This window comes from Streptomyces sp. NBC_00316 (assembly GCF_036158715.1).
Taxonomy (GTDB): Bacteria; Actinomycetota; Actinomycetes; order Streptomycetales; family Streptomycetaceae; genus Streptomyces.
In genome coordinates, this window is sequence record NZ_CP108023.1 from 1955602 (window position 1) to 1977981 (window position 22380).

The window sequence follows — 22380 nt, forward strand, 5'->3', positions numbered from 1 at the left end:
CCGGTCTCGGGCAGGCCGCCGGCCCCGTGGCCCAGTCCGTCCGGAGCTCCGTCGCCACTCGGGGCGCCAGGGCCCCGTCGGGGACTGCATGGTCGACGACAACGGGGTCAACTCCCGTGGCGGACCGGGGTCGGAGTACCCCGTGCCGGGCCGGGTGAACCGTGGGCAGTTCCTCAACCACCGCCAGCAGGAATGGCATTGATCCCTGGATGATCTGCGGGGCGGCCCCACGGACGCATGGATCCACGTGGCCCGCCTCACCTGCTGACAGCCATCGGCCGGAGGGTGTCCGCCCTTGATCCGCAGGCCGCCCCGTACGGCCCCGCACCGCATCCGGCGCGGTGCGGGGCCTTTCCGTAGCCGAACTCAACACGCTTGCGCCGAACGAGTGCACGACTCTCACTCCACTCCGAACGCTCACCCCGCTCTGATAGGAAAGCTTCGTCGCGGCTCACGGAACGACGAACTCCCTCTGGAGGAATGGTGCCCGCTTCCCATCGGCACGCCGCACCTCGCAACACTCGCCCCGTACGGCTCGCGCTGGTCGCATTCGGGGTGACTCTCACGGCGGCACCCGCCACCAACCACGCCAGTGCCCCCACGCATCCGGCTGTGCGCCAGGATGTCTCCGTCACCCGGCAGCCGGCTGCCACCGCCGGGCGTCCCACGGCGGCACCCGCCACCGACCACGCCAGTGCCCCCACGCATCCGCCCGTGCGCAAGGATGTCTCCGCCACCCGGCAGCCCGCTGCCGCCACCGGGCTGGACGATCCGGCGAAGAAGGAGATCGCCATGCAACTGGTCTCCAGCGCCGAGAACTCCTCGCTCGACTGGAAGGCCCAGTACACATACATCCAGGACATCGGCGACGGCTGCGGCTACACCGCGGGCATCATCGGCTTCTGCTCCGGCACCGGCGACATGCTCGACCTCGTCGAGGTGTACACCCAGCGCAAGCCGGGCAACGTCCTCGCGAAGTATCTGCCCGCTCTGCGGGAGGTGAACGGCACCGACTCGCACGACGGCCTCGACCCGGATTTCGCCGAGGACTGGGCGACCGCGGCATCGGACCCGGCCTTCAAGCAGGCGCAGAACGACGAACGGGACCGGATGTACTTCAACCCGGCGGTCGGTCGGGGGAGGGCCGACGGCATCGGCGCGCTCGGCCAGTTCGCGTACTACGACGCCATCGTCATGCACGGCAACGGCGACGACAGCACCAGCTTCGGCTCCATCCGCAAGCGAGCGCTCGCCAGGGCGAGGCCGCCGTCGCAGGGCGGCAACGAGGTGACCTACCTCAACGCCTTCCTGGACGCGCGGGTCTGGGCGATGCAGCAGGACGAGGCCCACTCGGACACCAGCCGGGTGGACACCGCCCAGCGGGTCTTCCTGAAGAAGGGCAATCTGAACCTGGATCCGCAGCTCGACTGGAAGGTGTACGGCGACAGCTACCACACCGGCTGAGCCCTGCCCGGGCCTGCCCGGAATACGTCTGTGGCACGAACCGCTCCCGCCGTGCGCGCCACAGCGCCGTGCCGGACACCCTCAGTGCGCGCCCATCGGAGCCGCTGCCGGAACGGAGGGCTCCTCCTCGTTCGCGTCCTCGTCACCGGTGCGGCGGGCGCGTACGTCTGGGTACACGCCCGCCGCACCGGCTGCCGCGGACCCCGCTCGGGTCCACGGCGGCCGGCCGAGGGCCGTCCCCCTTCGGCCGGCCGTTCTGGGGGCGCCCCGGAGCGTCAGGCTCCGGCGGCGATCCGCGCGAGGCGCCGGGCCTCGTCGCGGGTGACGCGAGCGAGGGCTTCCTCGTCCACGGTGGTCAGGTGGGAGCCCTCGACGACCGTCTTCCCGTTCACGAGGGAGAGCGTGACGGGGGCCGCCGCACCGAAGACGAGCGCGGTGACCGGGTCGGCGATGGAGGAGTGCGCGAGGGTGTCCAGCTTCCAGAGCACCAGGTCGGCGAGCTTGCCGGCCTCCAGGGAGCCGATCTGGTCGGCGCGGCCGAGGACCTGGGCCCCGCCGTACGTACCAAGCCTCAGGGCCTGACGGGCATTCAGCGCCTTTTCGCGGTGGGCGCCGAGACGGTTGATGAGGAGGGCGTTGCGCAGCTCGGTATGGAGTTCACCGGACTCGTTGGAGGCGGTGCCGTCGACACCGAGACCCACCGGGACGCCCGCCGCGAGCATGTCGGGGACCCGGGCGATGCCTGCGGCGAGGCGGGCGTTGGAGGACGGGCAGTGGGCGACGCCCGTTCCGGTGCGGGCGAACGCGGCGATGTCGGAGTCGTTCATATGGACGCAGTGCGCCATCCATACGTCGCTGCCGAGCCAGCCCGTCGACTCGAAGTAGTCGGTCGGGCCCATGCCGAACAGCTCGTGGCAGAACTTCTCCTCCTCCACGGTCTCCGATCCGTGGGTGTGCATCCTGACACCCCGTCGGCGGGCCAACTCGGCTCCTTGACGCAGTAGTTCCGTGGAGATGGAGAACGGCGAACAGGGCGCGACGGCGATCTGGGTCATCGAGTCGAACGATCCGTCGTGGTGCGCGTCGATGGTCGCCTCGGTGGCTGCGAGCGCGCCGTCCAGCGTCTCGACGGCGAAGTCCGGCGGCAGTCCGCCGTCCTTCTCGCTGCGGTCCATGGAACCCCGGGCGAGGGTGAACCGTACGCCCATGTCCCGTGCGGCGCCGATGATGGCGCCGGACAGGTCGCCGGACCCCTGCGGGTAGACGTAGTGGTGGTCCATGGCGGTGGTGACGCCGCCGCGGGCCATCATCGCGAGCGAACCCTGCGCGGCGGCTCGGACCATCGGCTCGTCGATGCGCGCCCAGGTCGGGTAGAGCGCGACCAGCCAGTCGAAGAGATTGTGGTCGGTCGCCAGGCCCCTGGTGATCCACTGGTAGAAGTGGTGGTGGGTGTTGACCAGGCCGGGGGTGACGAGGTGCCCGGTGCCGTCGATGCGCCGTACGACGTTCTCCGTACCCGCGGGGGCCGGGCCGGCGCCGACGTGCTCGATGCGGTTGCCCGCGACGACCACATGGCCCGAGGCGTACTCGGTGTCGTCCGCGTCGACGGTCGCGATCGAACAGTTCTCGATGACGATGCGTTCCACACGATCAGCGGCTGCCATGGCGCTTCCTTCTTCTCTCTGCGGTGAGGTGGGCACGGCAGGACCCTAGGAGGATTTGAGTGCCACGGCGGTGCGTCCGTGGGTGCCGAGAGGGGAGGAACGGATGGGGCGGAACCGCAGCAGGCACTGCCGCACCGGTTCCGGGGCCGGTCCCCGTACACCGACGCGCGGGGACCGGTGCGGCGCCCCGTCAGAGGTTGGTCAGGTCGACCGGGATCTGCGGCTCGACGCCGTCCCGCAGCACGGTGGCCTCGATCAGACCGTACGGGCGGTCCGCCGCGAAGTAGACCTCGTTGTCGTTCTTGAGGCCGAACGGCTCGAGATCCACGAGGAAATGATGCTTGTTCGGCAGCGAGAAGCGGATCTCGTCCACCTCGCTTCGGCTGTTGATGATGCGCGAACCCATCTGGTACAGGGTCTGCTGGAGCGAGAGTGAGTACGTCTCGGCGAACGCCTGGAGCATGTGCTTGCGCGTCTGCTCGTAGGACTTCTCCCAGTTGGGCATGCGCGCGTCGTCGCTGGTCCAGTTGTACCGCCACTTGGCGGACACCTCGGTCGCGAGGATGCGGTCGTACGCCTCCTTGAGCGTCGTGTACCTGTCCTTGACGTAGCCCCAGAACTCGGAGCTGGTGGAGTTCATCACCACCAGGTCCTTGAGACCCGAGATGATCTGCCAGCTCTCGCCGTCGAAGGTGATCTGGGTGGTGCGTACCTCCTGGCCCTTGCGGACGAAGGAGTGCTTGACCTCGTCGGCGCCGATGAACTGCGCATTGGCGTCGGAGGTGGCGATGCGCTCCCAGGCGTACTCCTCGATCCGGATCCGCGCGGTCCTGATCGGCTCCTGCGACGTCACGAAGTGGCGGGCGAGGTGGATGCCGAACTGCTCGGCGGACTCGATGCCGTGCTCCTTGGCGAACGCGTACACCGTGTTCTTGGTGGTGTCGGTCGGCAGGACGTTGGCGTTGGAACCGGAGTAGTGGACGTCGTCCATGTCGCCGGAGAGGGCGACCGAGACGTTCAGGTCCTTGATGTGGTGGGTGTCGCCGTCCCGCACGATCCTGACGACGCGGTTCTCTGCTTTGCCGTACTGGTTCTGGCCGAGAATCGTGGGCATGTCGGTGCTAGCTCCCTCGGTAAACGGAGTAGCCGAACGGGTTGAGCAGCAGCGGTACGTGATAGTGCTCGCCCGGTACGACGGCGAACGTGATCGCCACCTCCGGGAAGAACGCGCCGCTGTCCCTTACGCGGGGGGCGTCCTGCTGCGCCTCGGCTTGCTTCTTGGAACTGTGCTCTTTCGAGAAGTACGTCTCGGTGTCGAAATCGAGCCGTACGTGGGTGGTGCCCTCCGGCAGAGCCGGCAGGTCCTTGCACCGCCCGTCCGCGTCGGTCGCGGACCGCCCGACCGTCACCCACTGCGCGTCGCTGCCGCTGCGGGCGGCGAGCGAGACGGCGACGGCCTCGGCGGGGCAGCCGATGCTGGTGTCCAGGATGTGCGTGGACACCGATGCGGTGGTGTCGGTGCTCACGACCGTCACTCTCCTTCTGCTTCTGCTGCGTCCGCCACGAGACGGGTCAGCCGGATGCGGTTGATCCTGCCCAGTTCGGCGCGCACGATCTCACGCTCCCGCTCGGGCGGGTTCCCGATCCGGGACTTCACCGCGTCGCGCATCTGCTCACCGGTGGCGCCGGTGGCGCAGATCAGGAAGACGTGTCCGAACCGCTCCTGGTAGGCCAGGTTCAGTTCGAGCATCTCGGCCCTGAGCTCCTCGGTGGCGTCGGCCATCCCCCGCTGCTCGCGGGAGGAGGCCGGGTCCCCTGGCTTCGGGCGGCCGATCGGGGGGTGCCCGGCCATCGCGTCGGCCAGTTCGTCCCGGGTCAGCGCGGCCGTGGCCGCGTCACCGGCGGAGAGAAGGGCTTCCACGGTGGCGTACGGGCGCCGGGAGAGGATCGCTCTCCCCCATGCCGCGCTGGCACACACCTCGTGCAACGCGGTGGTGGCCTCGTCGTCCGCCAGGACGTTGAACCGGGCAAGGCCCGGCGTGGAGCTCGAAGTCACGGGAGCCTCCGTGGCTGCTTTGCGCTGCCGCTGTTCGCTGTGCGTTGGTCGGGCTGCGGACAGCTAACGCCCTCCGCAACACCACGTCAACACTTTGTTGAAATCTCGCGTACGGAAACGGCCGCGCCGGGCGATCCGGACGACGGCCTTCACCGTTCCTAGCCAGTGTGCGTAAGTGAGTCGTGGACCCACTGCTGCGTACTGGGCGCATCCCGAACGGTGTTGGATGCGCTGGGTTCCCGCTTTCGCTTCCCGCTCGGCGACGGCCCTCCGGGGGGCCGGTCCGTGGTGGGTGGGCAGGTTCCCTCACGCCCCCGGGTGCCCGGTACGGCCTGGACGGTCCGATGCCCCGCACGATCACTCCGGTCGTATGGGGGCGGTGCCGTCCGACGCCGGACCGGGTGTCCGAGGGCGCGTCGCCCGATCGCGATGCCCGCGGCATCGTGACGGGACATTCTGCGGTGTGGGGTGGTCAGTGGTTTCTGCCAGTGCTGGGCACCCCACAGGCTGGTGTAGGCGGGGTCGACCGCGACCATGCTCAGGCCGTGCTCGGCGGCCATCGACACCAGCCGGGCCTTCAGCTTCCCGGTCGGCATGCCGGAGATGAGCTGCCGGAACCGCTTGCGGCGGCCGTGCTTCTCCCGGGTCTTCTCGGCGGTGAAGTCCAGATCCTCGATGGCTATGGCCTGCGCGCCGACCTGCTGGGTCCAGTGCAGCAGACGCGTGAGCGCGTGGCGGATCTGTGCGTCCCGGTGGCCGGCCGAACCGGACAGGTCGTAGCCGAAGCGGTGCGGGTCACCGACCGGGTCGCCATGCCGGTCGAGCAGGTAGGCGGCGAAGTGATCGGCGTTGGTGTCGACGCCGACCATGCCCCGGGCACGGGCGGCCTCCAAAGGGACGGTCCGCACGACGGGGCGTTGCCAGGATGCGGTGAGATACCAGCGTCCGCGGTCCGTGTCGAGGTGGATGCGGTAGGCGACGGCCCGGTTGGCTTCGATGCGGTCGGCCCACTCCGCACCCCGGTGTGCGAACGCGATACGGGCGGTGAGGGTGTACCGGCCGTGCTTGGCGTTGGCCAGGTGCGCGAGCGGGGCGGGCAGCTTGATGGACACCTCGCCGTCCGGGGTGACGCGGATCGTTTCGTTCCCGAACCGCTTCCCCGACTCACCGTCCGCGGCAAGAAACCAGCGTTCCGCCTCCCACCGCTCCCGCCACTCCTCCTCGGTGAGCCCGGCTTCGGCGAGGTGGTGGCAGGTGTTCAGCAGACGCTTACCGCCCCGCACCACCCGCACCCGCCCGGCCTGCCAATCGGCGACAGCTGCGGCATGCCGCGCCTCCAGTGCCGCGAGGCGGCGGGACTTGCGGAACCACTCGTCCTTGGAGCGATAGCCACCCGCAGCCCGCTTCGTTCCGGGCGCCCCGACCGGGAGGGACAGCCGGTGCCGCAACGTCTTGATCCCGGCAACCAGGTTCTGGATATACGCCGCCTGGCAACGGCGTGCGAGCGCCCACTGATCGTGCGTGGCCTTGGTGATCGCCCCGGCGATCCGCGACGACGACACCCCGGTCAGCTCCCGCTTACGCGCCGCCCAGGTGTCCGCACCGTGCCCCAGACCATCCGCACAGCGGGCCCTGAGATCACGCGAAGCGAGCGCACCCTGATGCGCACCGACCGCACACAGCACCATCTCGTCCTGGGACGTGAGGCGCTTGAGACGGTCCCGGACCGCCACCCCACACGACCCGGACACCACGAAGGACGCGGCCAACTTCCGCACCCCACCCACCACATCACCCCCTCCCAGGCCGGACCCTGCCACCCAGCCCAACGAGCACCAGCCACCAAGGTCACGCACTCGACCCTGGAACTCCCGTTCCCACACGAATGACCGACAGGACTCACTCCCGCTCACTAAAACTCACTCCAGCTCAGCTAACCGACAGCAGCTCACAACCCCTTTTCCGTACCCCGAATGCCCATCTTTGGCCGAATTCTCCCGGCCGCGAAGTGCGCACGCACCCTCGATCGACCCTCCTCGAACGCGCTCACCTCATCGAACGCAATGGTGCGATCGCGGCCCGAGCACTCGACCTCAACCTGTCGGAAAAAGTTGACGCGTCAGAATTTTCCGACGTATCGTTGTGCCATGCCAAGCGATGTGTTCGGCGTGCTGGCCAATCCGGTGCGCCGCAAGTTGCTCGAAAGTCTGCGTGAAGGTCCGCGGGCCACGGGCGATCTCGCCGGCCTCTTCGAGCTGGGGCGCCCGGCGGTCTCCGAACACTTGGCGGTGTTGCGGACCGCCGGCCTGGTGCGCGAGGAGCCCCGCGGCAGGCAGCGGTTCTACCACCTCGAACCAGCCGCGCTCGCGGAGGTCGGTGAGTGGCTGCACCCGTTCGAGCACTACTGGAAGCAGCGACTGCACACGCTGACCGACGTACTGGACGAGGAGAACACCCCATGACCGAGCAAGCCGTGATCCGCTGCGAGCAGTACATGGATCACCCGCCCGCCGTGGTCTGGACCGCGCTGACCGACCCTGAACACCTCGCCCGCTGGTGGGTTCCCGGCGACATCCGGCCGGTCGTCGGCCACCGTTTCACCCTCGACATGGGCAACTGGGGCCTCCAGCCCTGTGAGGTCACCGCGGTCGAGCCCGAGCAGTTGCTGCGCTACCGGTTCGCGGAAGGATCGCTGGACACCACGATCACCTGGCGTCTGGAACCGGAAGGCAAGGGCACCCGTCTGCTGCTCGAGCACGCCGGCTTCGACCTCGACTCCCCGATGGGCAAGCAGGCCTACCACGGCATGGGCGAGGGCTGGCCGCACCTGCTCAACCATCTCGACGCGACCCTGAGCGGCGCCGCCGCCTGACTCCGGCTTCCTTCCCGGACCGGCCCGGGGGCGGTGGCGCATCAGCAGGTTCGTCGTGGCCACCACCGCTCCCGGCGCGATCAGCGCACAGAGGCCGGCCATGGCCGAGGCGATGCCCGACCGGCCCCTACCGATCATGGTGCCCATCCTCCGGATCGATCGGAACGACCGCTCAGAGCCGCTGGACGCGATCGGGCGAACCCTTGACGGCCTCGTACGGGTCACCTGGATCTTCGGGCGCGCCAACCTCGTGCCCACCCCGTCCACATCAGGGGCTCTTCTCCCGGTTGAGGTAGTTGTAGACGGTGAAGCGGCTGACCCCCAGAGCCCCCGCCACCGTCTCCACGCCGTGCCGTACGGAGAACGCGCCCCGCGCCTCCAGGGTCCGTACGACCGACTGCTTGGTCTTGCGGTCCAGGTCGGCGAGCGGCATTCCGTGCCGTCGCTCCATGGCGGCGAGGATGTGGTCGAGCGAGTCCGACAGCTGGGGCAGCCGTACCGCGATGACGTCGTCGCCCTCCCAGGCCAGCACCACGTCGTCGGGCCGCGCCTGCTCGGGTCCGACCAGTTCGGCGCCGATGGCGTCGACGAGCGGCTTGACCGCGGTGACGAAGGGGTGGTCCGCCGGCTCGGTCACTTCGAGTCCTCCCCGATGACGTTGACCTGGAGCGACACCCGGGTGGCACCCGCCGCCAGGGTCTTGCGCAGCAGGGAGTCCACGACCGTGAGCACGGCGTCGGAGCCGCCTTCCGCCGTGTTGCCGAACGGGCCGACATCCACCGCGTCCAGTTCCGCGGCCGCGATGACCTCACGGGCCACCACGGCGTGCGCCGGGGCCTCGTCGAGATCGAAAGGTTCGGTCGTGAACTCCACTTTCAGGCGCACTGTCACCCACTCCTCATTCGGGAACACGACCCTAACGGACGCACCGGCGAGGGCCGGGGCCCCTACGGAACGGCCGGAACCTGCCACCGAGCGGACCGAGCGGGCCGCCCCGCCGGACCGGGTCGACGCGGCACTTCGGCCTCCTGTTCCACCGGATCACCGAGCAGGCGGCGCAGTCGCCCGAACCGCGCCCGTTCACTGTCCCGACTGGATGTCCCCCCGGGTGGAGGAGGTGATCGGATCGCCGTGGGCGAAGTCGCCCGGCGGGATACCGGGGTGGTGGCCGTCCGCTACGGGCGGCACCGCCGCGGCCGGGCCGAGCGCCAACCGGGAGACGATCCGGTAGCGGTCGCCCCGGTAGAGCGAGTGGACATACTCCACGGGCCGGCCCGTGGTGTCCGAGGTCAGCCGCTCGAAGAGCAGCGCGGGGGACAGTTCGGGCACATCGAGAAGCTTCGCCTCCGCGCGGGTGACCACCGTGGGCTCGATGGCCTGCAACGCCTCGTGGACATGGACGCCGTGCCGCTCGCGCAGATGCTCGTAGAGATCGCCGCTCTCCAGTTCCTGGGCCGAGAGGCCGGGGACGAGCTCTGCCCTGATGTGCAGATGCTCTATGGCCATCGGGGCGCCGTCGACCAGCCGGAGGCGCGCGACGTACACGATCTCCGCGGCCGGTGACATCCGCAGCTTGCGACCGACCCGGGCGCCGGCCTGGAGCGTGGTGAATTCCAGCAGCCGGCTCGACCAGGCACCCGCCGCCGGGGGGACACTCAGTGCGAGTTCCCCCGAGACCAGCTCCTGGGTGATCTTCGCGGGTGCGACGAACATGCCCCGGCCGTGCTCGCGAACGAGGAGCCCGGCAGCCACGAGTTCGTCGACCGCGGCACGCAGAGTCGGCCGCGACACCCCGAGCAGCCCGCAGAGCGAACGCTCGGACGGGATGGCGTCCCCCGGGCTGCGCGCTTCGATGAGCTCCAGGATGGCGTCACGGGCCCTCTCCCGTTTCAGTACCGTCCCCGGCACGTCGGCGTCCATGCGGTCCCCTCCACATACGGTTACCTGCTGACCAGTTGACCGATCGGACTCTCCAACTGGACTGCTGGTCAAGGGAAGTCTAGCCACACTTTACGCAGACCGAACGAGTCACACATCGGCAACATCATCAAATCCCCTTGTTCTCAAGGGGGTTGACGGACCCATTGGTCTATGCCACCTTCTTCCACCATCAAGAGGTGAGCTGTCCAGTGGTCATCACTGGTCAGGTGGTCAGGTCCTGTCTCTCCGAGGTGAGCCGTGAAGTACCGCTTGCTTGCCGGTGGGTCCGCGCTGGTCACGGCAACCGCGCTCCGTGGCCGGACGTCCCCGCGTCCGCTTCCCGCCACCTGACCGCGCGGTCGCTCACGACCGCCTCCTGAGGAACGGCGCGCCCCCATCCGGCATCACCCCCACCACTGTTCCGGAGAGGAACACGCCATGAAGAAGATCGCCAGAAGCCGGCTGCGCGCATCGGCCGCAGCCGCCGCCACCCTGGCTCTGGGCTGTGCGGGGCTCTCCGCACTGCCCGCCTCCGCGGCCGCCACCGCGGACGGGTTGGTCGTCCAGTACCGGACGAGCGCCTCCGGAGCCACGGCCGACCAGAGCGAGCCCTGGCTCAAGGTACGCAACTCGGGCAGCACGAGCGTGCCGCTCAGCAACGTCAAGGTGCGCTACTACTTCAAGTCCGACGCGGCCGGCATGGACTACCGTTTCGCATGCTCGTGGGCGGTGAAGGGCTGCGCCAACATCACCGGGACCTTCGGGGTCCCGGCCACGCCCACCGCCACCGCCGACCGGTATCTGGAGATCGGGTTCACCGCGGGCGCGGGCTCCCTCGCCCCGGGCGCGGACACCGGAGACCTCCAACTGCGCTTCTACCGGGCGGACTGGCAGACGCTGGGGCAGAGCGACGACTACTCCTTCGGCGCCGAACGCACCTCGTACGGCGACTGGCCCAAGGTGACCGCGCAGCTCGGCGGGGCCACCGTATGGGGCGAGGCGCCCGGGGGCAACGAACCGACCGACCCCACCGACCCGCCGACCGATCCGCCCGCGGACGGGCCCGCGCTGTTCGACGACTTCAACTACACGGGCCACACCGATCCGAGGATCGCCGCGCACGGCTGGTCCGTCCGCTCCAACTCCGGCGGCCCGGGGGTCCCGGGGGCGGTGTGGGCCCCGGAGAACATCACGTTCGCCGATCAGGGCGGCAACACGGTGATGAACCTCGAGACCTCGACGGCGGGCACGAGCGGCTCGACGCGGCAGACCGAATTCCTCACCCAGAGCATGAAGTTCCGCAACGGCACCTACGCGGCCCGGGTGAAGTTCAACGACGCGCCCCGGTCGGGGCCGGACGGTGACCATCTCGTCCAGACCTTCTTCACGATCAACGACCTCAAGGCACCGATGGCGGACGACTACGCGGAGTACGACTTCGAGTATCTGCCGAACGGCGGCTGGGGCGAACCGGCCGACATCCTCTACACGACCTCCTGGGAGACCTACCGGCCCGACCCGTGGGAGGCCGTCAACCAGCACAGCGAGTCCCGGCAGAGCTTCGCCGGGTGGCACGACCTCGTGGTGACGATCGACAACAGCGCGATCACGTACTACATCGACGGCCGGCTCTTCGGTACGCACGGGGCGGCGTACCTCCCGGAGCGCGGGATGTCGATCAACTTCAACCAGTGGCTGATCGACCTGGCCGGGCAGACGAGCACCACGCCCCGGTCCTACGACCAGCAGGTGGACTACGTCCTGCACGTGAAGGACCAGGTGCTCTCGCCGGCCCAGGTGAACGCGGCGGTCGCCGCGTACCGCGCCGCGGGCACCACCTTCAAGGACACGGTCCCGGCCGGCTGACGGGCGGATGGAGCGGGGCGGATGCCGAGGTGGCGTCCGCCCCGCTTCCGTGTGCACGGCGGCCCCTGACCGGCCCGAAATCCGGGCGTCCCCTTGACAGCTCATCCACCCCACGGGCAATCTTCCGTTAAGCAGAAACTAACTTCCGCATTATGGAAGGAGCGCCTGACCCTCATGGGATACCCGGACCAGCGCTTCGATGTGAACCTCTCGATCCTCTTCACCGAACTCCCGCTCCTGGAGCGCCCCGCGGCCGCCGCCGCTGCAGGCTTCTCGGCGGTCGAGCTGTGGTGGCCCTGGACCGGAACCCCCACCCCGCCGCAGACCGAACTCGACGCTCTCAAGAGGGCGCTCGACGACGCGGGCACGCATTTGGTGGGGCTGAACTTCTACGCCGGACAGCTGCCCGGCCCCGACCGCGGGGCGCTCTCCGTGCCCGGCGCGGAGTCGGACCGGTTCCGCGCCAATATCGAGGTGGCGGCCGCCTTCGCGGCCTCGGTCGGCTGCAAGGCGCTGAACGCGCTCTACGGCAACCGCGTCGACGGCGTGGACCCGGCCGTACAGGACCAACTCGCCCTGGAGAACCTGGTCCTGGCCGCCCGCGCAGCCGACCGGATCGGGGCAGTCCTGCTGATCGAGACCCTGAACGAGCCGGAGTCGCCGCGTTACCCGCTGGTGAGCGCACCGGCCGCGATCGAGGTCGTCGACCGGGTCGACGCCGCGACGGGCCTCGGCAACGCGAAGTTCCTTCTGGACCTCTATCACCTGTCGATGAACGGCGAGGACCTCAGTCAGGTCATCACCGCGTATGCCGGGAAGACCGGCCACGTCCAGATCGCCGACAACCCCGGGCGCGGTGCACCCGGCACCGGCTCGCTGCCGCTGGAGCAGCTCCTCGACGAGCTGACGAAGGCCGGTTACGACGGCTGGGTCGGCCTGGAGTACAAGCCCGGCGACCGGCCGAGCGCCGAGGCCTTCGAGTGGCTCCCCGCCGGGGCCCGGGCGGCCCGCTGAGGGCTCCGGCCCCACTCCCGTACCCACGTTTTTCAGGAAGGCACCCTCATGAGCAACAACCTCCCCAAAGTTGCGTGGATCGGGCTCGGCATCATGGGCTCCCCGATGTCCGAGAACCTGATCAAGGCCGGTTACGACGTCACCGGTCACACCCTGGAGCAGGACAAGATCGACCGGCTGGTCGCGGCCGGCGGCAAGGGCGCCGGCTCCATCGCCGAGGCGGTCCGGGACGCCGATGTCGTCATCACGATGGTGCCCGCGTCCCCACAGGTGGAAGCCGTCGCGTACGGCCCCGACGGCATCCTCGAGAACGTCAGGTCCGGCGCCCTGCTGATCGACATGTCCTCGATCACCCCGCAGACCTCCGTGGACCTCGCGAAGAACGCGCAGGACAAGGGGGTTCGCGTGCTGGACGCCCCGGTCTCCGGCGGTGAGGCCGGGGCGGTCGAGGCCGTACTGTCGATCATGGTCGGCGGCGAGCAGGCCGATTTCGACGCCGCGCAGCCGATCTTCCGGGCACTGGGCAGGACCATCGTGCTCTGCGGTCCGCACGGCTCCGGCCAGACGGTGAAGGCCGCCAACCAGCTGATCGTCGCGGTCAACATCCAGGCCTGCGCCGAGGCCGTCGTCTTCCTGGAGAAGTCCGGGGTCGATCTCACCGCCGCGCTCGACGTGCTGAACGGCGGACTGGCCGGCTCGACCGTACTGACCCGCAAGAAGGACAACTTCCTGCAGCGGGACTTCGCGCCGGGCTTCCGGATCGATCTGCACCACAAGGACATGGGCATCGTCACCGACGCCGCCCGCACGGTCGGTGCCGCACTGCCCGTCGGCGCCGTGGTCGCCCAGCTCGTCGCCTCGCTGCGTGCGCAGGGCGACGGAGGCCTGGACCACTCGGCGCTGCTGCGCGGGGTCGAGCGGCTCTCCGGACAGCCCCTCCAGGCCTGAGCGGCCGGTCCGAACGGACGGACCGGTCCACAGACTTCCGGATGGTGCCGGCGCCGACACCTGTCCTGTCGCGCCCAGGCGCCGGCACCATCCGGAACACCGCACCCCCAATTTCAACAAACTGTTGACGTCGGGTTCGGGGCGTACTTACGCTCCTGGAGCCCCCAGGGCGTCGCAGTTCAGCAGCTCCCGTACGGAAGGTCGCCCCGACACCATGACGCAGCGCGTGCTTACGACCGAGTCAGGCGCCCCGGTCGCCGACAACCAGAACTCCGCCACCGCCGGCGTCGGCGGCCCGCTCCTCCTCCAGGACCAGCACCTGCTGGAGAAGCTCGCGCGCTTCAACCGGGAGCGCATCCCGGAGCGCGTGGTGCACGCCCGCGGCTCCGGGGCATACGGCTACTTCGAGGTGACCGACGACGTCACCGGCTTCACCCGCGCCGACTTCCTCTCCGCCGTCGGAAAGCGCACCGAGACGTTCATCCGGTTCTCGACGGTCGCCGACTCGCTCGGCGGCGCCGACGCCGTACGCGACCCGCGAGGCTTCGCCCTCAAGTTCTATACGGACGAAGGCAATTACGACCTGGTCGGCAACAACACACCGGTGTTCTTCATCAAGGACCCGATCAAGTTTCCCGACTTCATCCACTCGCAGAAGCGCGATCCGTTCACGGGCCGTCAGGAGCCGGAGAACGTCTGGGACTTCTGGGCCCACGCCCCCGAGGCGACCCACCAGGTGACCTGGCTGATGGGCGACCGCGGCATCCCCGCCTCGTACCGCCACATGAACGGGTACGGCTCGCACACCTACCAGTGGACGAACGCCGCGGGCGAGGCGTTCTTCGTCAAGTACCACTTCAAGACGAACCAGGGCGTGCGCTCCCTCTCCAGCGAGCAGGCCGCCGAACTCGCGGGCAAGGACGCCGCCTCGCACCAGACGGACCTGCTGCAGGCCATCGAGCGGGGCGTGAACCCGTCCTGGACCCTGTACGTGCAGGTGATGCCGGCCGCCGAGGCCGCGGACTACCGGTTCAACCCGTTCGACCTCACCAAGGTCTGGCCGCACAGCGACCACCCGCTGCAGCGCGTGGGCCGGCTGGTACTGGACCGCAACCCGGACAATGTGTTCGCCGAGGTCGAGCAGGCCGCGTTCTCCCCGAACAACTTCGTGCCCGGCATCGGTCCGTCCCCGGACAAGATGCTCCAGGGCCGCCTGTTCGCCTACGCGGACGCGCACCGCTACCGGCTGGGCGTCAACCACACCCACCTCCCGGTGAACGCGCCGCGCACGGCGGTCGTCGACAACTACGGCCGGGACGGTCTGCACGCCACCCGCAACGGCGCGCGTCACGACAAGAACTACGAGCCCAACTCCTTCTCCGGCCCTGCCCAGACCGACGCGGCGCTCTCCGCCCCGCTCGCCGTGCACGGCTGGACCGGCACCCACGCGGCGCCTGCCCACACCAAGGACGACGATTTCTTCCAGGCGGGCGAGCTCTACCGGCTGATGTCCGAGGACGAGAAGGGCCGTCTGGTCGCCAACATCGCCGGGGGCCTCTCCCGGGTCACCCGCGACGACGTGATCGAGAAGAACCTCGCCCACTTCCACGCCGCCGACGCCGACTACGGCAGGCGCGTCGAGGACGCGGTCCGCGCCCTGCGCGAGGAGTAGAACACCGAAACTGCGCAGGGGGGAATGACGGGAGGTCATCTCCCTTGCGCTGCCCGTCCGGCCGGCCCTGAGGGGTGCCCGGCGGGACGGACGTGACCGAGGGCCGCGGCGGTGTGCGAGCCAGTGCGGTGGTGAAGGCAGCCGGCGGCCGCTCTCGACCTGACAGAGAGCGGACCCGGCCGCCCATCGCCCGCCGCCGCGGTCCCGGCACAACCCGCAGGAAGGACTCCGCCCGGCGGCGCGAACGAAACGGTCATGCCGTCCTCCCGGCGTCGGGCGGTCACCACCCCCGCACCTCAGCGGGACGTACGGACAGCTCCGTTCTGCCCCCCTCTTCCTGCGTACTCGCGTGCCGCCCGCCCGGCGGGCTCAGTAGCCCGCCGGGCGGACCAGGCCCGTCTCGTACGCGAAGACCGCCGCCTGGGTCCGGTCGCGCAGCCCCAGCTTGGCGAGGATCCGGCTCACATGGGTCTTCGCCGTCTGCTCCGCCACCACCAGGCGCGAGGCTATCTCCGCGTTCGACAGGCCCTGCGCGATCAGGGAGAGCACCTCGGTCTCACGCTCCGTCAGGTCGCCGACGCGATCCATGAGCGGGGCCCGGGGTCCCGCGGTCATCCGGGAGAACTCGACGATGAGCCGCTTGGTGATGTTCGGGGCAAGCAAAGCGTCACCGGCCGCCACCACCCTGACCGCATGGGCCAGTTCCTCGACCGATGCGTCCTTGAGGAGAAAGCTGGACGCGCCGGCGCGCAGCGCCTCGTACACGTACTCGTCGAGATCGAAGGTGGTCAGGATGAGGACCTTGACCCGGGCGCCGGCCGGTGACGTGATGCGGCGGGTCGCCTCGATACCGCCGAGCACAGGCATCCGGACGTCCATGAGGACGACGTCCGGGGCGAGTTCGGCGACCTTGGCGACGGCGTCGAGACCGTCCACCGCCTGCCCGACCACCTCGATGCCGGGTTCGGCGTCGAGCAGCACCGTGAAACCCTGACGAACCATCATCTGGTCGTCGGCGATGAGTACACGAATGGTCGTCACGGGGTGTCCTCGGCAGGTACGGCGGCCTGGGCAGGGGCGCTCACCGGCAGGATAGCCGCGACCTCGTAGCCGCCGTCCGGGGTCGCTCCGGTCGCGAGTTCGCCGCCCAGCATGGCAGTGCGTTCACGCATCCCCAGCAGTCCGTGTCCCATGGACTGCCGGGGCGCGGGCGGTCCGTCGGGCGCGGTGTTGGTGATCCGGACGGTCAGTCCGGTGGTCCCGTAGGCCGTCTCCACCCGCACCCGGGCGCCGGGGGCATGCCGCATCGCGTTGCTGAGAGCCTCCTGGACGATCCGGAACGCCGACAGTTCGACGCTCGGCGGCAGCGGACGCGGCGCTCCGGTGGTGGCGGTGGTGACGACGAGCCCGGCGCCGCGCACATTGTCCAGCAGGTCGTCCAGGCGGTCGAGGGTGGGCTGCGGGGCGTGTCTCGCCCCCTGCGCGAGGGCGTCCTCGGAGCGCAGTACGCCGAGCACATGCCGCAGCTCGGTGAGCGCCTCGACGGCGTTCTGCCGGATGCCCGCGAGGTTCTCCCTGAGCGCGTCGGACGGATTGTCGACCAGGTGCGGGGCGACCTGCGCCTGGATGGAGATCACCGACATGTGGTGGGCGACGACGTCGTGGAGTTCGCGGGCGATCCGGTTGCGCTCCTCCAGCAGCGTGCGCCGGGCCCTTTCCCCGGCAGTGAGTTCCTCCTGCACGACGAGCTGGGTGCGGGCCACCCGCAGACCGCGCAGCGCGGCGCCGATCACCACGGCGGCGATCAGAACCGGGGTGCCGCGGTCGAGGACGTAGTGGTGTGCGCGGGTGGTGGCGACGGTGCAGGCCAGTGCCGCAAGGAGACTGATCAGCAGCGCTCCGGCCGCCCGGCGGGGCCGGACCCGCAGTGCCAGCAGGAACAGCGCCCCGCACTGGATCAGGAGCCCTGAAACGGTCCAGGGGAACAACGCGTCCGGGCTCAACCCGGGCTCGGCGAGCCGCACGATGACGACCATGAGGAGAGTCGACGCCCACCAGGCGGACACCGGACGGAACATGCCTGCGACCAGCGCCGCCCCCTGGCCGATGCCGAACAGGACCAGGTACCCGGGGATGGCGCTGCCGTCGACCGGTGACAGCTCGTTCACATGGGCCACGGCGAGGGCAATGGCACAGAGGACCAGCAGCATCCCGAACACCGGCCGCCAGACCGGCCATCCGGGCTGCCCCATGGCAGGCATCGGATCGGCGGGCGCCGTCAGATCCTCGAACAGCGCACGTGGCGCCCTGCGCAGCGCGGCCTTCAATCGCTCCATGTCCCCCATCGCTCCCCATCTCATCCGGTCCACCCTAAGGACTGTCCCGTAATCCCTGGCGGGCGCACGACGACAGCTGCGGCACCTCGCCGCGTTGTCGGAACGCCCGGATACACCCCGTATGAGGACGCCCCTCCGCCTTGCGATGCACCGCATCCGACGCCGCGCGCTGATCCACCAGGGATTACGGGACAGCCCTTAGGCACGGCGCATCACGGATGCGCGCTCGGGACGGCTCTCGCGGACGATCCGGCCGCTCCTGCGCGGCCGCCCCTCCTCGTACGTGCGGAATGCCGACCAGCACACCAGCAGCGCCACGGCGAAGACGGGCAGCCAGGCCAGCCGCGCGAACACCCAGTCCGAGTCCCTCGGCACGGTATGCAGTCCCGGCAGCGCCTCACCCGCGAGCAGACCGACGGCGGTGACCGCCATCATCGCGGTCTGGTGCCAGAGAAAGACCGTCATCGCGGAGAGGTTGACCAGCGCCACCGCCGCCCATGCCGCGGGGCGGCGCAGGACCCGCCGCAGCGGGCCGAGCAGCAGCCGGGCCGCGCCGCACTGGGCGAGACCGAAGGCGACGGCCGCGAGGGTGGGCGGGTCGAGGTTGGAGATCCGGCTGCCGGGCACCCCGACCATGGACGCCGGGTAGCCGGCCCACAGGACGAGTCCGGCGGTGGCCGCGGCCCCGACGATCAGCAGGGCCCATCCGGTCGGCCGGCTCCGCAGACCGCCGCGGGCCCAGCTCGTGCCCAGGCAGTACGGGACCAGCCAGCCGGCCGCCACATTGATCCAGCCGAGCCAGGCGGGGCCGCCCAGCCCGAAGCGGATCAGGTCCACATGCAGCACGACGGCAAGCGGCCACAGCGGATGGAGCTTCGCCACCAGTGGGGTCACCGCCGTCAGCGCCGCGAACACCAGCAGGAACCAGAGCGGTGACAGCACCAGTTTGAGCAACGCGTGCACCGTCTCCATGCCCACCCCGGAGGCGAGCAGCGCGCCCGCGATCACGGTCCACACCACCACGACGGCGGCGACCGGCCGGAACAGCCGCAGCATACGGGCGCCGAGCCACTGCCGGTACGTGATGCCACGGGTGCGGGCGGAGCCGTAACTCTGCGCCCCGACCTGCCCGCCCACCAGGAAGAACACCGCAAGCGTCTGGAACAGCCAGGAGACCGGGGTCAGTTCGGGCATGTGCTGGAGAGGGCTCACGGCGCGCAACATGCCGGTGTCGGCGATCAGGGCGGTCACCAGCCAGTGGCCGAGCACCACGCCCAGGATGGCGAGGGCGCGCAGTGCGTCCGTGGCGCGGTCGCGGTCGGGCGGGGTGGCGGCGTCGATACGCCGGACGAGTTCACGCATGGCGCCCCTCCTCGGCGGGGGTCCTGCCCGAGACGATCCGGGCGATGTTCCTCAGTGACAAGGAGCCGGGCTTCAGGTAGTCGCTGTGGCCGCCGTCGCCCGCTGCGAAGTGCCGGGCACCGAATGCCCGGGCGACAGGGTCCGTTCCGAACCCGAGGGTGACGAACGGAAGTCGGAGCCGTACGTGCGGCACCTCGGCGATCCAGTCGTCGCGGCCCCGGCCCGCCCAGACGGTGGCCGGGGAGTGGAGTGCTGCTGCGTTGCGGGCGCCTGTTCCGGGGCTGCCGTACAGGACGATGTCGGAGACCGCCAGCCCGGGGGCGGCCTCGGCGCAGACGACGGAGCCGTAGGAGTGGCACAGCAGCGATGTCCTGGCGGACGGCTCGGCCCGCTTCAACCCATGAAGGAACGTGCGCAGTTCGGTCGCGGCGCTCTTGGCCCGGCCCGTGGTCACCGACGCCCGGCTCACCGTGTCGGGCGTCCGGTAGCCGAGCCAGCCGATGACTGCCGCTCCCTCGCCCAGCTCCCGGCTCAGGGCGACGGCGCCGGACCGCAGCCGCCAGTAGCGGTCGAGGCTGATGCCCGCGCCCGGGACCAGCACGGCGATCCGGCGCGCCCGGGAGAGGTCGCCGAAGACCTCGACGCTTCGACCGCCGTTGCGGCCGTCGAAGGAGAAGAAGTGGCGTGCGGGCTCGGCGAGTTCGCGCAGTGCGGCGGCCCGCTTCCGGTCGCCGTGGCGGGTGGCCGTCCGCTCGGCCGCGAGGATGGATCCGCGATTGACGGCGTACCGCTGAGCCAGTGCGGCGGGGGTCGCCGCGCGGAGCGGTGCGAGGGCGGCCGGGGCGGGCGCCGGGACGTCCGTGGGCCGGGCCGCGCCCGACAACGGCACGGCGACCGCCGCGATGACCAGCGCGGCGAGCAGGGTCCGGGCGGTGCGCGGAAGACTCGTGCGCGGGTGGCTCCTGGGCGGGCGGGGCACCATGAGTGGGGGTCCTTCCGTACCGGATGTCCGTCGTGTCGTGTGTCGCTTCCGGTACAGAAGCTAGGGAGCGGACACCGTGGTCGGCGTCCGCCCATGGAGTGCACCTGCCATGTAACCCAGAAGTACTACGGGTAGGGGGAGTTGGCGCGTTCGGCCTGGCCGGGACACACGTGTGGGGGTGGACCACCGGGTTCCGGTGGTCCACCCCCACACGGGCGAGCGGACGTGAGGGCGGGTCAGCTCGCGACGAACGGGCGGATGGAGGTCGGGGCGTGTCCCGGCTCGGTGGCGATGTCCTCCCACTCGTTGATGGCATCGATCCCGGCGGCGCCCATCGAGATGTTGGTGACGCGCTCCAGGATCGCCTCGACGACCACCGGGACGCGGAACTCGGCGGCCAGCTTCTTGGCCTCCTCGAACGCGGGCAGCAGCCGGTCCGGCTCGGTGACCCGGATCGCCCTGCAGCCCAGTCCCTCGACGACCTTCACATGGTCGACACCGTAGACGCCCAGCTCAGGGGAGTTGATGTTCTCGAACTCGAGGTTGACCTGGAAGTCGATGTCCAGGTTGCGCTGCGCCTGGCGGATGAGCCCCAGGTAGGAGTTGTTCACCAGGACATGGACGTACGGGATGCGGTGCTGTGCGCCGACCGCCAGTTCCTCCAGCATGAACTGGAAGTCGTAGTCGCCCGAGAGGGCGACGACCTGGCCCTCGGGGTCGGCGGTGGCGACGCCCAGCGCCGCCGGGATGGTCCAGCCGAGCGGGCCGGCCTGGCCGCAGTTGATCCAGTGGCGCGGCCGGTAGACGTGCAGCATCTGCGCGCCGGCGATCTGGGAGAGGCCGATCGTGGTGACGTAGCGCGTCTCCGGCCCGAAGGCACGGTTCATCTCCTCGTACACGCGCTGCGGCTTCAGCGGCACGTTGTCGAAGTGGGTGCGTCGCTGCAGCCGGGCCTTGCGCTCCTGGGTGGAGGCGGCCCACGCGCTGCGGTCCGGCAGCCTGTCCGCGGCCTTGAGCTCCTTGGCCACCGAGACGAAGAGCTCCAGGGCGGCCTTGGCGTCGGAGGCGATACCGAGGTCCGGGGCGAAGATCCTGCCGAGCTGGGTGGGCTCGATGTCGACGTGGACGAACGTGCGGCCCTTGGTGTAGACGGCCAGGTCGCCGGTGTGCCGGTTGGCCCATCGGTTGCCGATGCCCAGGACGAAGTCCGACTCCAGGAAGTTCGCGTTGCCGTAACGGTGCGACGTCTGCAGGCCGACCATGCCGGCGTTCAGCGCGTGGTCGTCGGCGAGGGTCCCCCAGCCCATCAGGGTCGGGATGACCGGTGTGCCGGTCAGTTCGGCGAATTCGACGAGGAGTTCGCAGGCGTCGGCGTTGATGATGCCGCCACCGGCGACGATGACCGGGCGCTCGGAGGCGAGCAGGAGTCCGAGCGCCTTCTCGATCTGGGCACGCGATGCGGCGGGCTTGTGGACGGGCAGCGGCTGGTACGTCTCCGGGTCGAACTCGATCTCCGTCAGCTGGACGTCGATCGGCAGGTCGATGAGGACCGGGCCGGGACGGCCCGAACGCATCAGATGGAAGGCCTGCTGGAAGACGCCGGGCACCTGCGCGGCCTCCAGGACGGTGGTCGCGGCCTTGGTCACCGGTCGGGCGATCGAGGCGATGTCGACGGCCTGGAAATCCTCCTTGTGGAGCTTGGCCACCGGTGCCTGGCCGGTGATGCAGAGAATCGGGATGGAGTCGGCGATCGCCGAGTAGAGCCCGGTGATCATGTCGGTGCCGGCGGGTCCCGACGTACCGATGCAGACGCCGATGTTCCCGGCCCCGCTCCGGGTGTAGCCCTCCGCCATGTGAGACGCGCCCTCGACGTGGCGGGCGAGCGTGTGGTCGATGCCACCACCGGCCTTGAGCGCCGCATAGAACGGGTTGATCGCTGCGCCCGGAACGCCGAACGCATGGGTGACGCCTTCCAGCTTGAGGATCTCAACTGCCGCTCGGGCAGCGGTCATTCGAGGCATGGAGTACTCCTGCTCGGACGGGTGGGATCGGGCTCTGTCGCGCCACCTGAGAGCACCTATTCCGCATTGTGAAACTTTATTTCTGCTATACGGAAGTAATCTAAGGCGCGTCCGGATGGCCGTCAAGAGCGCGCGGGAGCCGCCGCGCCGGGGGTTCCCGGAGCTCCGCGAATCCGCGAAGTCGCACCCCCGCGCGCCGCTCT

The 22380-nt window shown here is 69.9% G+C and carries 20 protein-coding genes; 7 read left to right on the forward strand and 13 right to left on the reverse strand.

The window, feature by feature from the left end:
• The first annotated feature begins 480 nt into the window (after nucleotides 1-480).
• Nucleotides 481-1464, forward strand: coding sequence for a chitosanase (locus OG878_RS08620; protein WP_443049078.1), 984 nt, complete (start codon nucleotides 481-483; stop codon nucleotides 1462-1464).
• A 275-nt stretch (nucleotides 1465-1739) separates the two neighbouring features.
• On the opposite strand, the gene OG878_RS08625 is transcribed toward OG878_RS08620, so the two are convergent.
• The 5 genes from OG878_RS08625 to OG878_RS08645 all read right to left on the reverse strand — a co-directional run bounded on the left by OG878_RS08625 (nucleotide 1740) and on the right by OG878_RS08645 (nucleotide 6971).
• Complete coding sequence (locus tag OG878_RS08625) at nucleotides 1740-3128, reverse strand: 8-oxoguanine deaminase (RefSeq protein ID WP_328886229.1); 1389 nt, start codon at nucleotides 3126-3128, stop codon at nucleotides 1740-1742.
• A gap of 190 nt (nucleotides 3129-3318) precedes the next feature.
• Complete coding sequence (gene pucL, locus OG878_RS08630) at nucleotides 3319-4242, reverse strand: factor-independent urate hydroxylase (RefSeq protein ID WP_328886230.1); 924 nt, start codon at nucleotides 4240-4242, stop codon at nucleotides 3319-3321.
• A gap of 7 nt (nucleotides 4243-4249) precedes the next feature.
• Complete coding sequence (gene uraH, locus OG878_RS08635; RefSeq protein WP_328886231.1) at nucleotides 4250-4654, reverse strand: hydroxyisourate hydrolase; 405 nt, start codon at nucleotides 4652-4654, stop codon at nucleotides 4250-4252.
• Nucleotides 4655-4659: 5 nt separating this feature from the next.
• Nucleotides 4660-5184 (reverse strand): 2-oxo-4-hydroxy-4-carboxy-5-ureidoimidazoline decarboxylase, encoded by a 525-nt coding sequence (gene uraD / locus OG878_RS08640; RefSeq protein ID WP_328886232.1) that lies wholly within the window; start codon nucleotides 5182-5184, stop codon nucleotides 4660-4662.
• A 158-nt stretch (nucleotides 5185-5342) separates the two neighbouring features.
• Nucleotides 5343-6971 (reverse strand): transposase, encoded by a 1629-nt coding sequence (locus OG878_RS08645; protein ID WP_328886233.1) that lies wholly within the window; start codon nucleotides 6969-6971, stop codon nucleotides 5343-5345.
• A gap of 360 nt (nucleotides 6972-7331) precedes the next feature.
• Here OG878_RS08645 and OG878_RS08650 point away from each other — a divergent pair, with 360 nt between their 5' ends.
• Both OG878_RS08650 and OG878_RS08655 read left to right on the forward strand, forming a co-directional pair.
• Nucleotides 7332-7646, forward strand: a complete 315-nt coding sequence (locus tag OG878_RS08650; RefSeq protein WP_328886234.1) for an ArsR/SmtB family transcription factor — start codon at nucleotides 7332-7334, stop codon at nucleotides 7644-7646.
• A complete protein-coding gene (locus tag OG878_RS08655) occupies nucleotides 7643-8056 on the forward strand; it encodes an SRPBCC family protein (protein WP_328886235.1) in 414 nt (137 codons plus the stop codon). The genes OG878_RS08650 and OG878_RS08655 overlap by 4 nt, the downstream gene beginning before the upstream one ends.
• 268 nt (nucleotides 8057-8324) lie before the next feature.
• On the opposite strand, the gene OG878_RS08660 is transcribed toward OG878_RS08655, so the two are convergent.
• From OG878_RS08660 to OG878_RS08670, 3 genes are all read right to left on the reverse strand, one after another.
• Nucleotides 8325-8693 carry a helix-turn-helix domain-containing protein gene (locus tag OG878_RS08660; RefSeq protein ID WP_328886236.1) on the reverse strand — a complete coding sequence of 123 codons (369 nt, stop codon included), beginning with the start codon at nucleotides 8691-8693 and terminating at the stop codon, nucleotides 8325-8327.
• Nucleotides 8690-8941 (reverse strand): hypothetical protein, encoded by a 252-nt coding sequence (locus tag OG878_RS08665; RefSeq protein WP_328891183.1) that lies wholly within the window; start codon nucleotides 8939-8941, stop codon nucleotides 8690-8692. The genes OG878_RS08660 and OG878_RS08665 overlap by 4 nt, the downstream gene beginning before the upstream one ends.
• 195 nt (nucleotides 8942-9136) lie before the next feature.
• The gene (locus OG878_RS08670; protein WP_328886237.1) at nucleotides 9137-9976 is read right to left on the reverse strand and encodes a GntR family transcriptional regulator; all 840 of its coding nucleotides are present in this window, start codon (nucleotides 9974-9976) and stop codon (nucleotides 9137-9139) included.
• A gap of 438 nt (nucleotides 9977-10414) precedes the next feature.
• Here OG878_RS08670 and OG878_RS08675 point away from each other — a divergent pair, with 438 nt between their 5' ends.
• The 4 genes from OG878_RS08675 to OG878_RS08690 all read left to right on the forward strand — a co-directional run bounded on the left by OG878_RS08675 (nucleotide 10415) and on the right by OG878_RS08690 (nucleotide 15476).
• The gene (locus OG878_RS08675; protein WP_328886238.1) at nucleotides 10415-11842 is read left to right on the forward strand and encodes a cellulose binding domain-containing protein; all 1428 of its coding nucleotides are present in this window, start codon (nucleotides 10415-10417) and stop codon (nucleotides 11840-11842) included.
• A gap of 174 nt (nucleotides 11843-12016) precedes the next feature.
• Complete coding sequence (locus tag OG878_RS08680) at nucleotides 12017-12856, forward strand: TIM barrel protein (RefSeq protein ID WP_328886239.1); 840 nt, start codon at nucleotides 12017-12019, stop codon at nucleotides 12854-12856.
• Nucleotides 12857-12904: 48 nt separating this feature from the next.
• A complete protein-coding gene (locus OG878_RS08685; RefSeq protein ID WP_328886240.1) occupies nucleotides 12905-13804 on the forward strand; it encodes a 2-hydroxy-3-oxopropionate reductase in 900 nt (299 codons plus the stop codon).
• Between the two features lie 214 nt (nucleotides 13805-14018).
• Entirely contained in the window at nucleotides 14019-15476 is a 1458-nt protein-coding gene (locus OG878_RS08690; protein ID WP_328886241.1) for a catalase, read from the forward strand.
• A 369-nt stretch (nucleotides 15477-15845) separates the two neighbouring features.
• On the opposite strand, the gene OG878_RS08695 is transcribed toward OG878_RS08690, so the two are convergent.
• From OG878_RS08695 to gcl, 5 genes are all read right to left on the reverse strand, one after another.
• Nucleotides 15846-16517, reverse strand: a complete 672-nt coding sequence (locus OG878_RS08695) for a response regulator transcription factor (protein ID WP_328886242.1) — start codon at nucleotides 16515-16517, stop codon at nucleotides 15846-15848.
• Nucleotides 16514-17812: a sensor histidine kinase gene (locus OG878_RS08700; protein ID WP_328886243.1), complete on the reverse strand. Its 1299-nt coding sequence runs from the start codon at nucleotides 17810-17812 to the stop codon at nucleotides 16514-16516. The genes OG878_RS08695 and OG878_RS08700 overlap by 4 nt, the downstream gene beginning before the upstream one ends.
• Before the next feature lie 198 nt (nucleotides 17813-18010).
• Nucleotides 18011-19174 (reverse strand): acyltransferase family protein, encoded by a 1164-nt coding sequence (locus tag OG878_RS08705; RefSeq protein WP_328886244.1) that lies wholly within the window; start codon nucleotides 19172-19174, stop codon nucleotides 18011-18013.
• Nucleotides 19167-20156: an alpha/beta hydrolase gene (locus OG878_RS08710; RefSeq protein ID WP_328886245.1), complete on the reverse strand. Its 990-nt coding sequence runs from the start codon at nucleotides 20154-20156 to the stop codon at nucleotides 19167-19169. The genes OG878_RS08705 and OG878_RS08710 overlap by 8 nt, the downstream gene beginning before the upstream one ends.
• Before the next feature lie 236 nt (nucleotides 20157-20392).
• Nucleotides 20393-22177, reverse strand: coding sequence for a glyoxylate carboligase (gene gcl, locus OG878_RS08715; protein WP_328886246.1), 1785 nt, complete (start codon nucleotides 22175-22177; stop codon nucleotides 20393-20395).
• Between the last annotated feature and the right edge of the window lie 203 nt (nucleotides 22178-22380).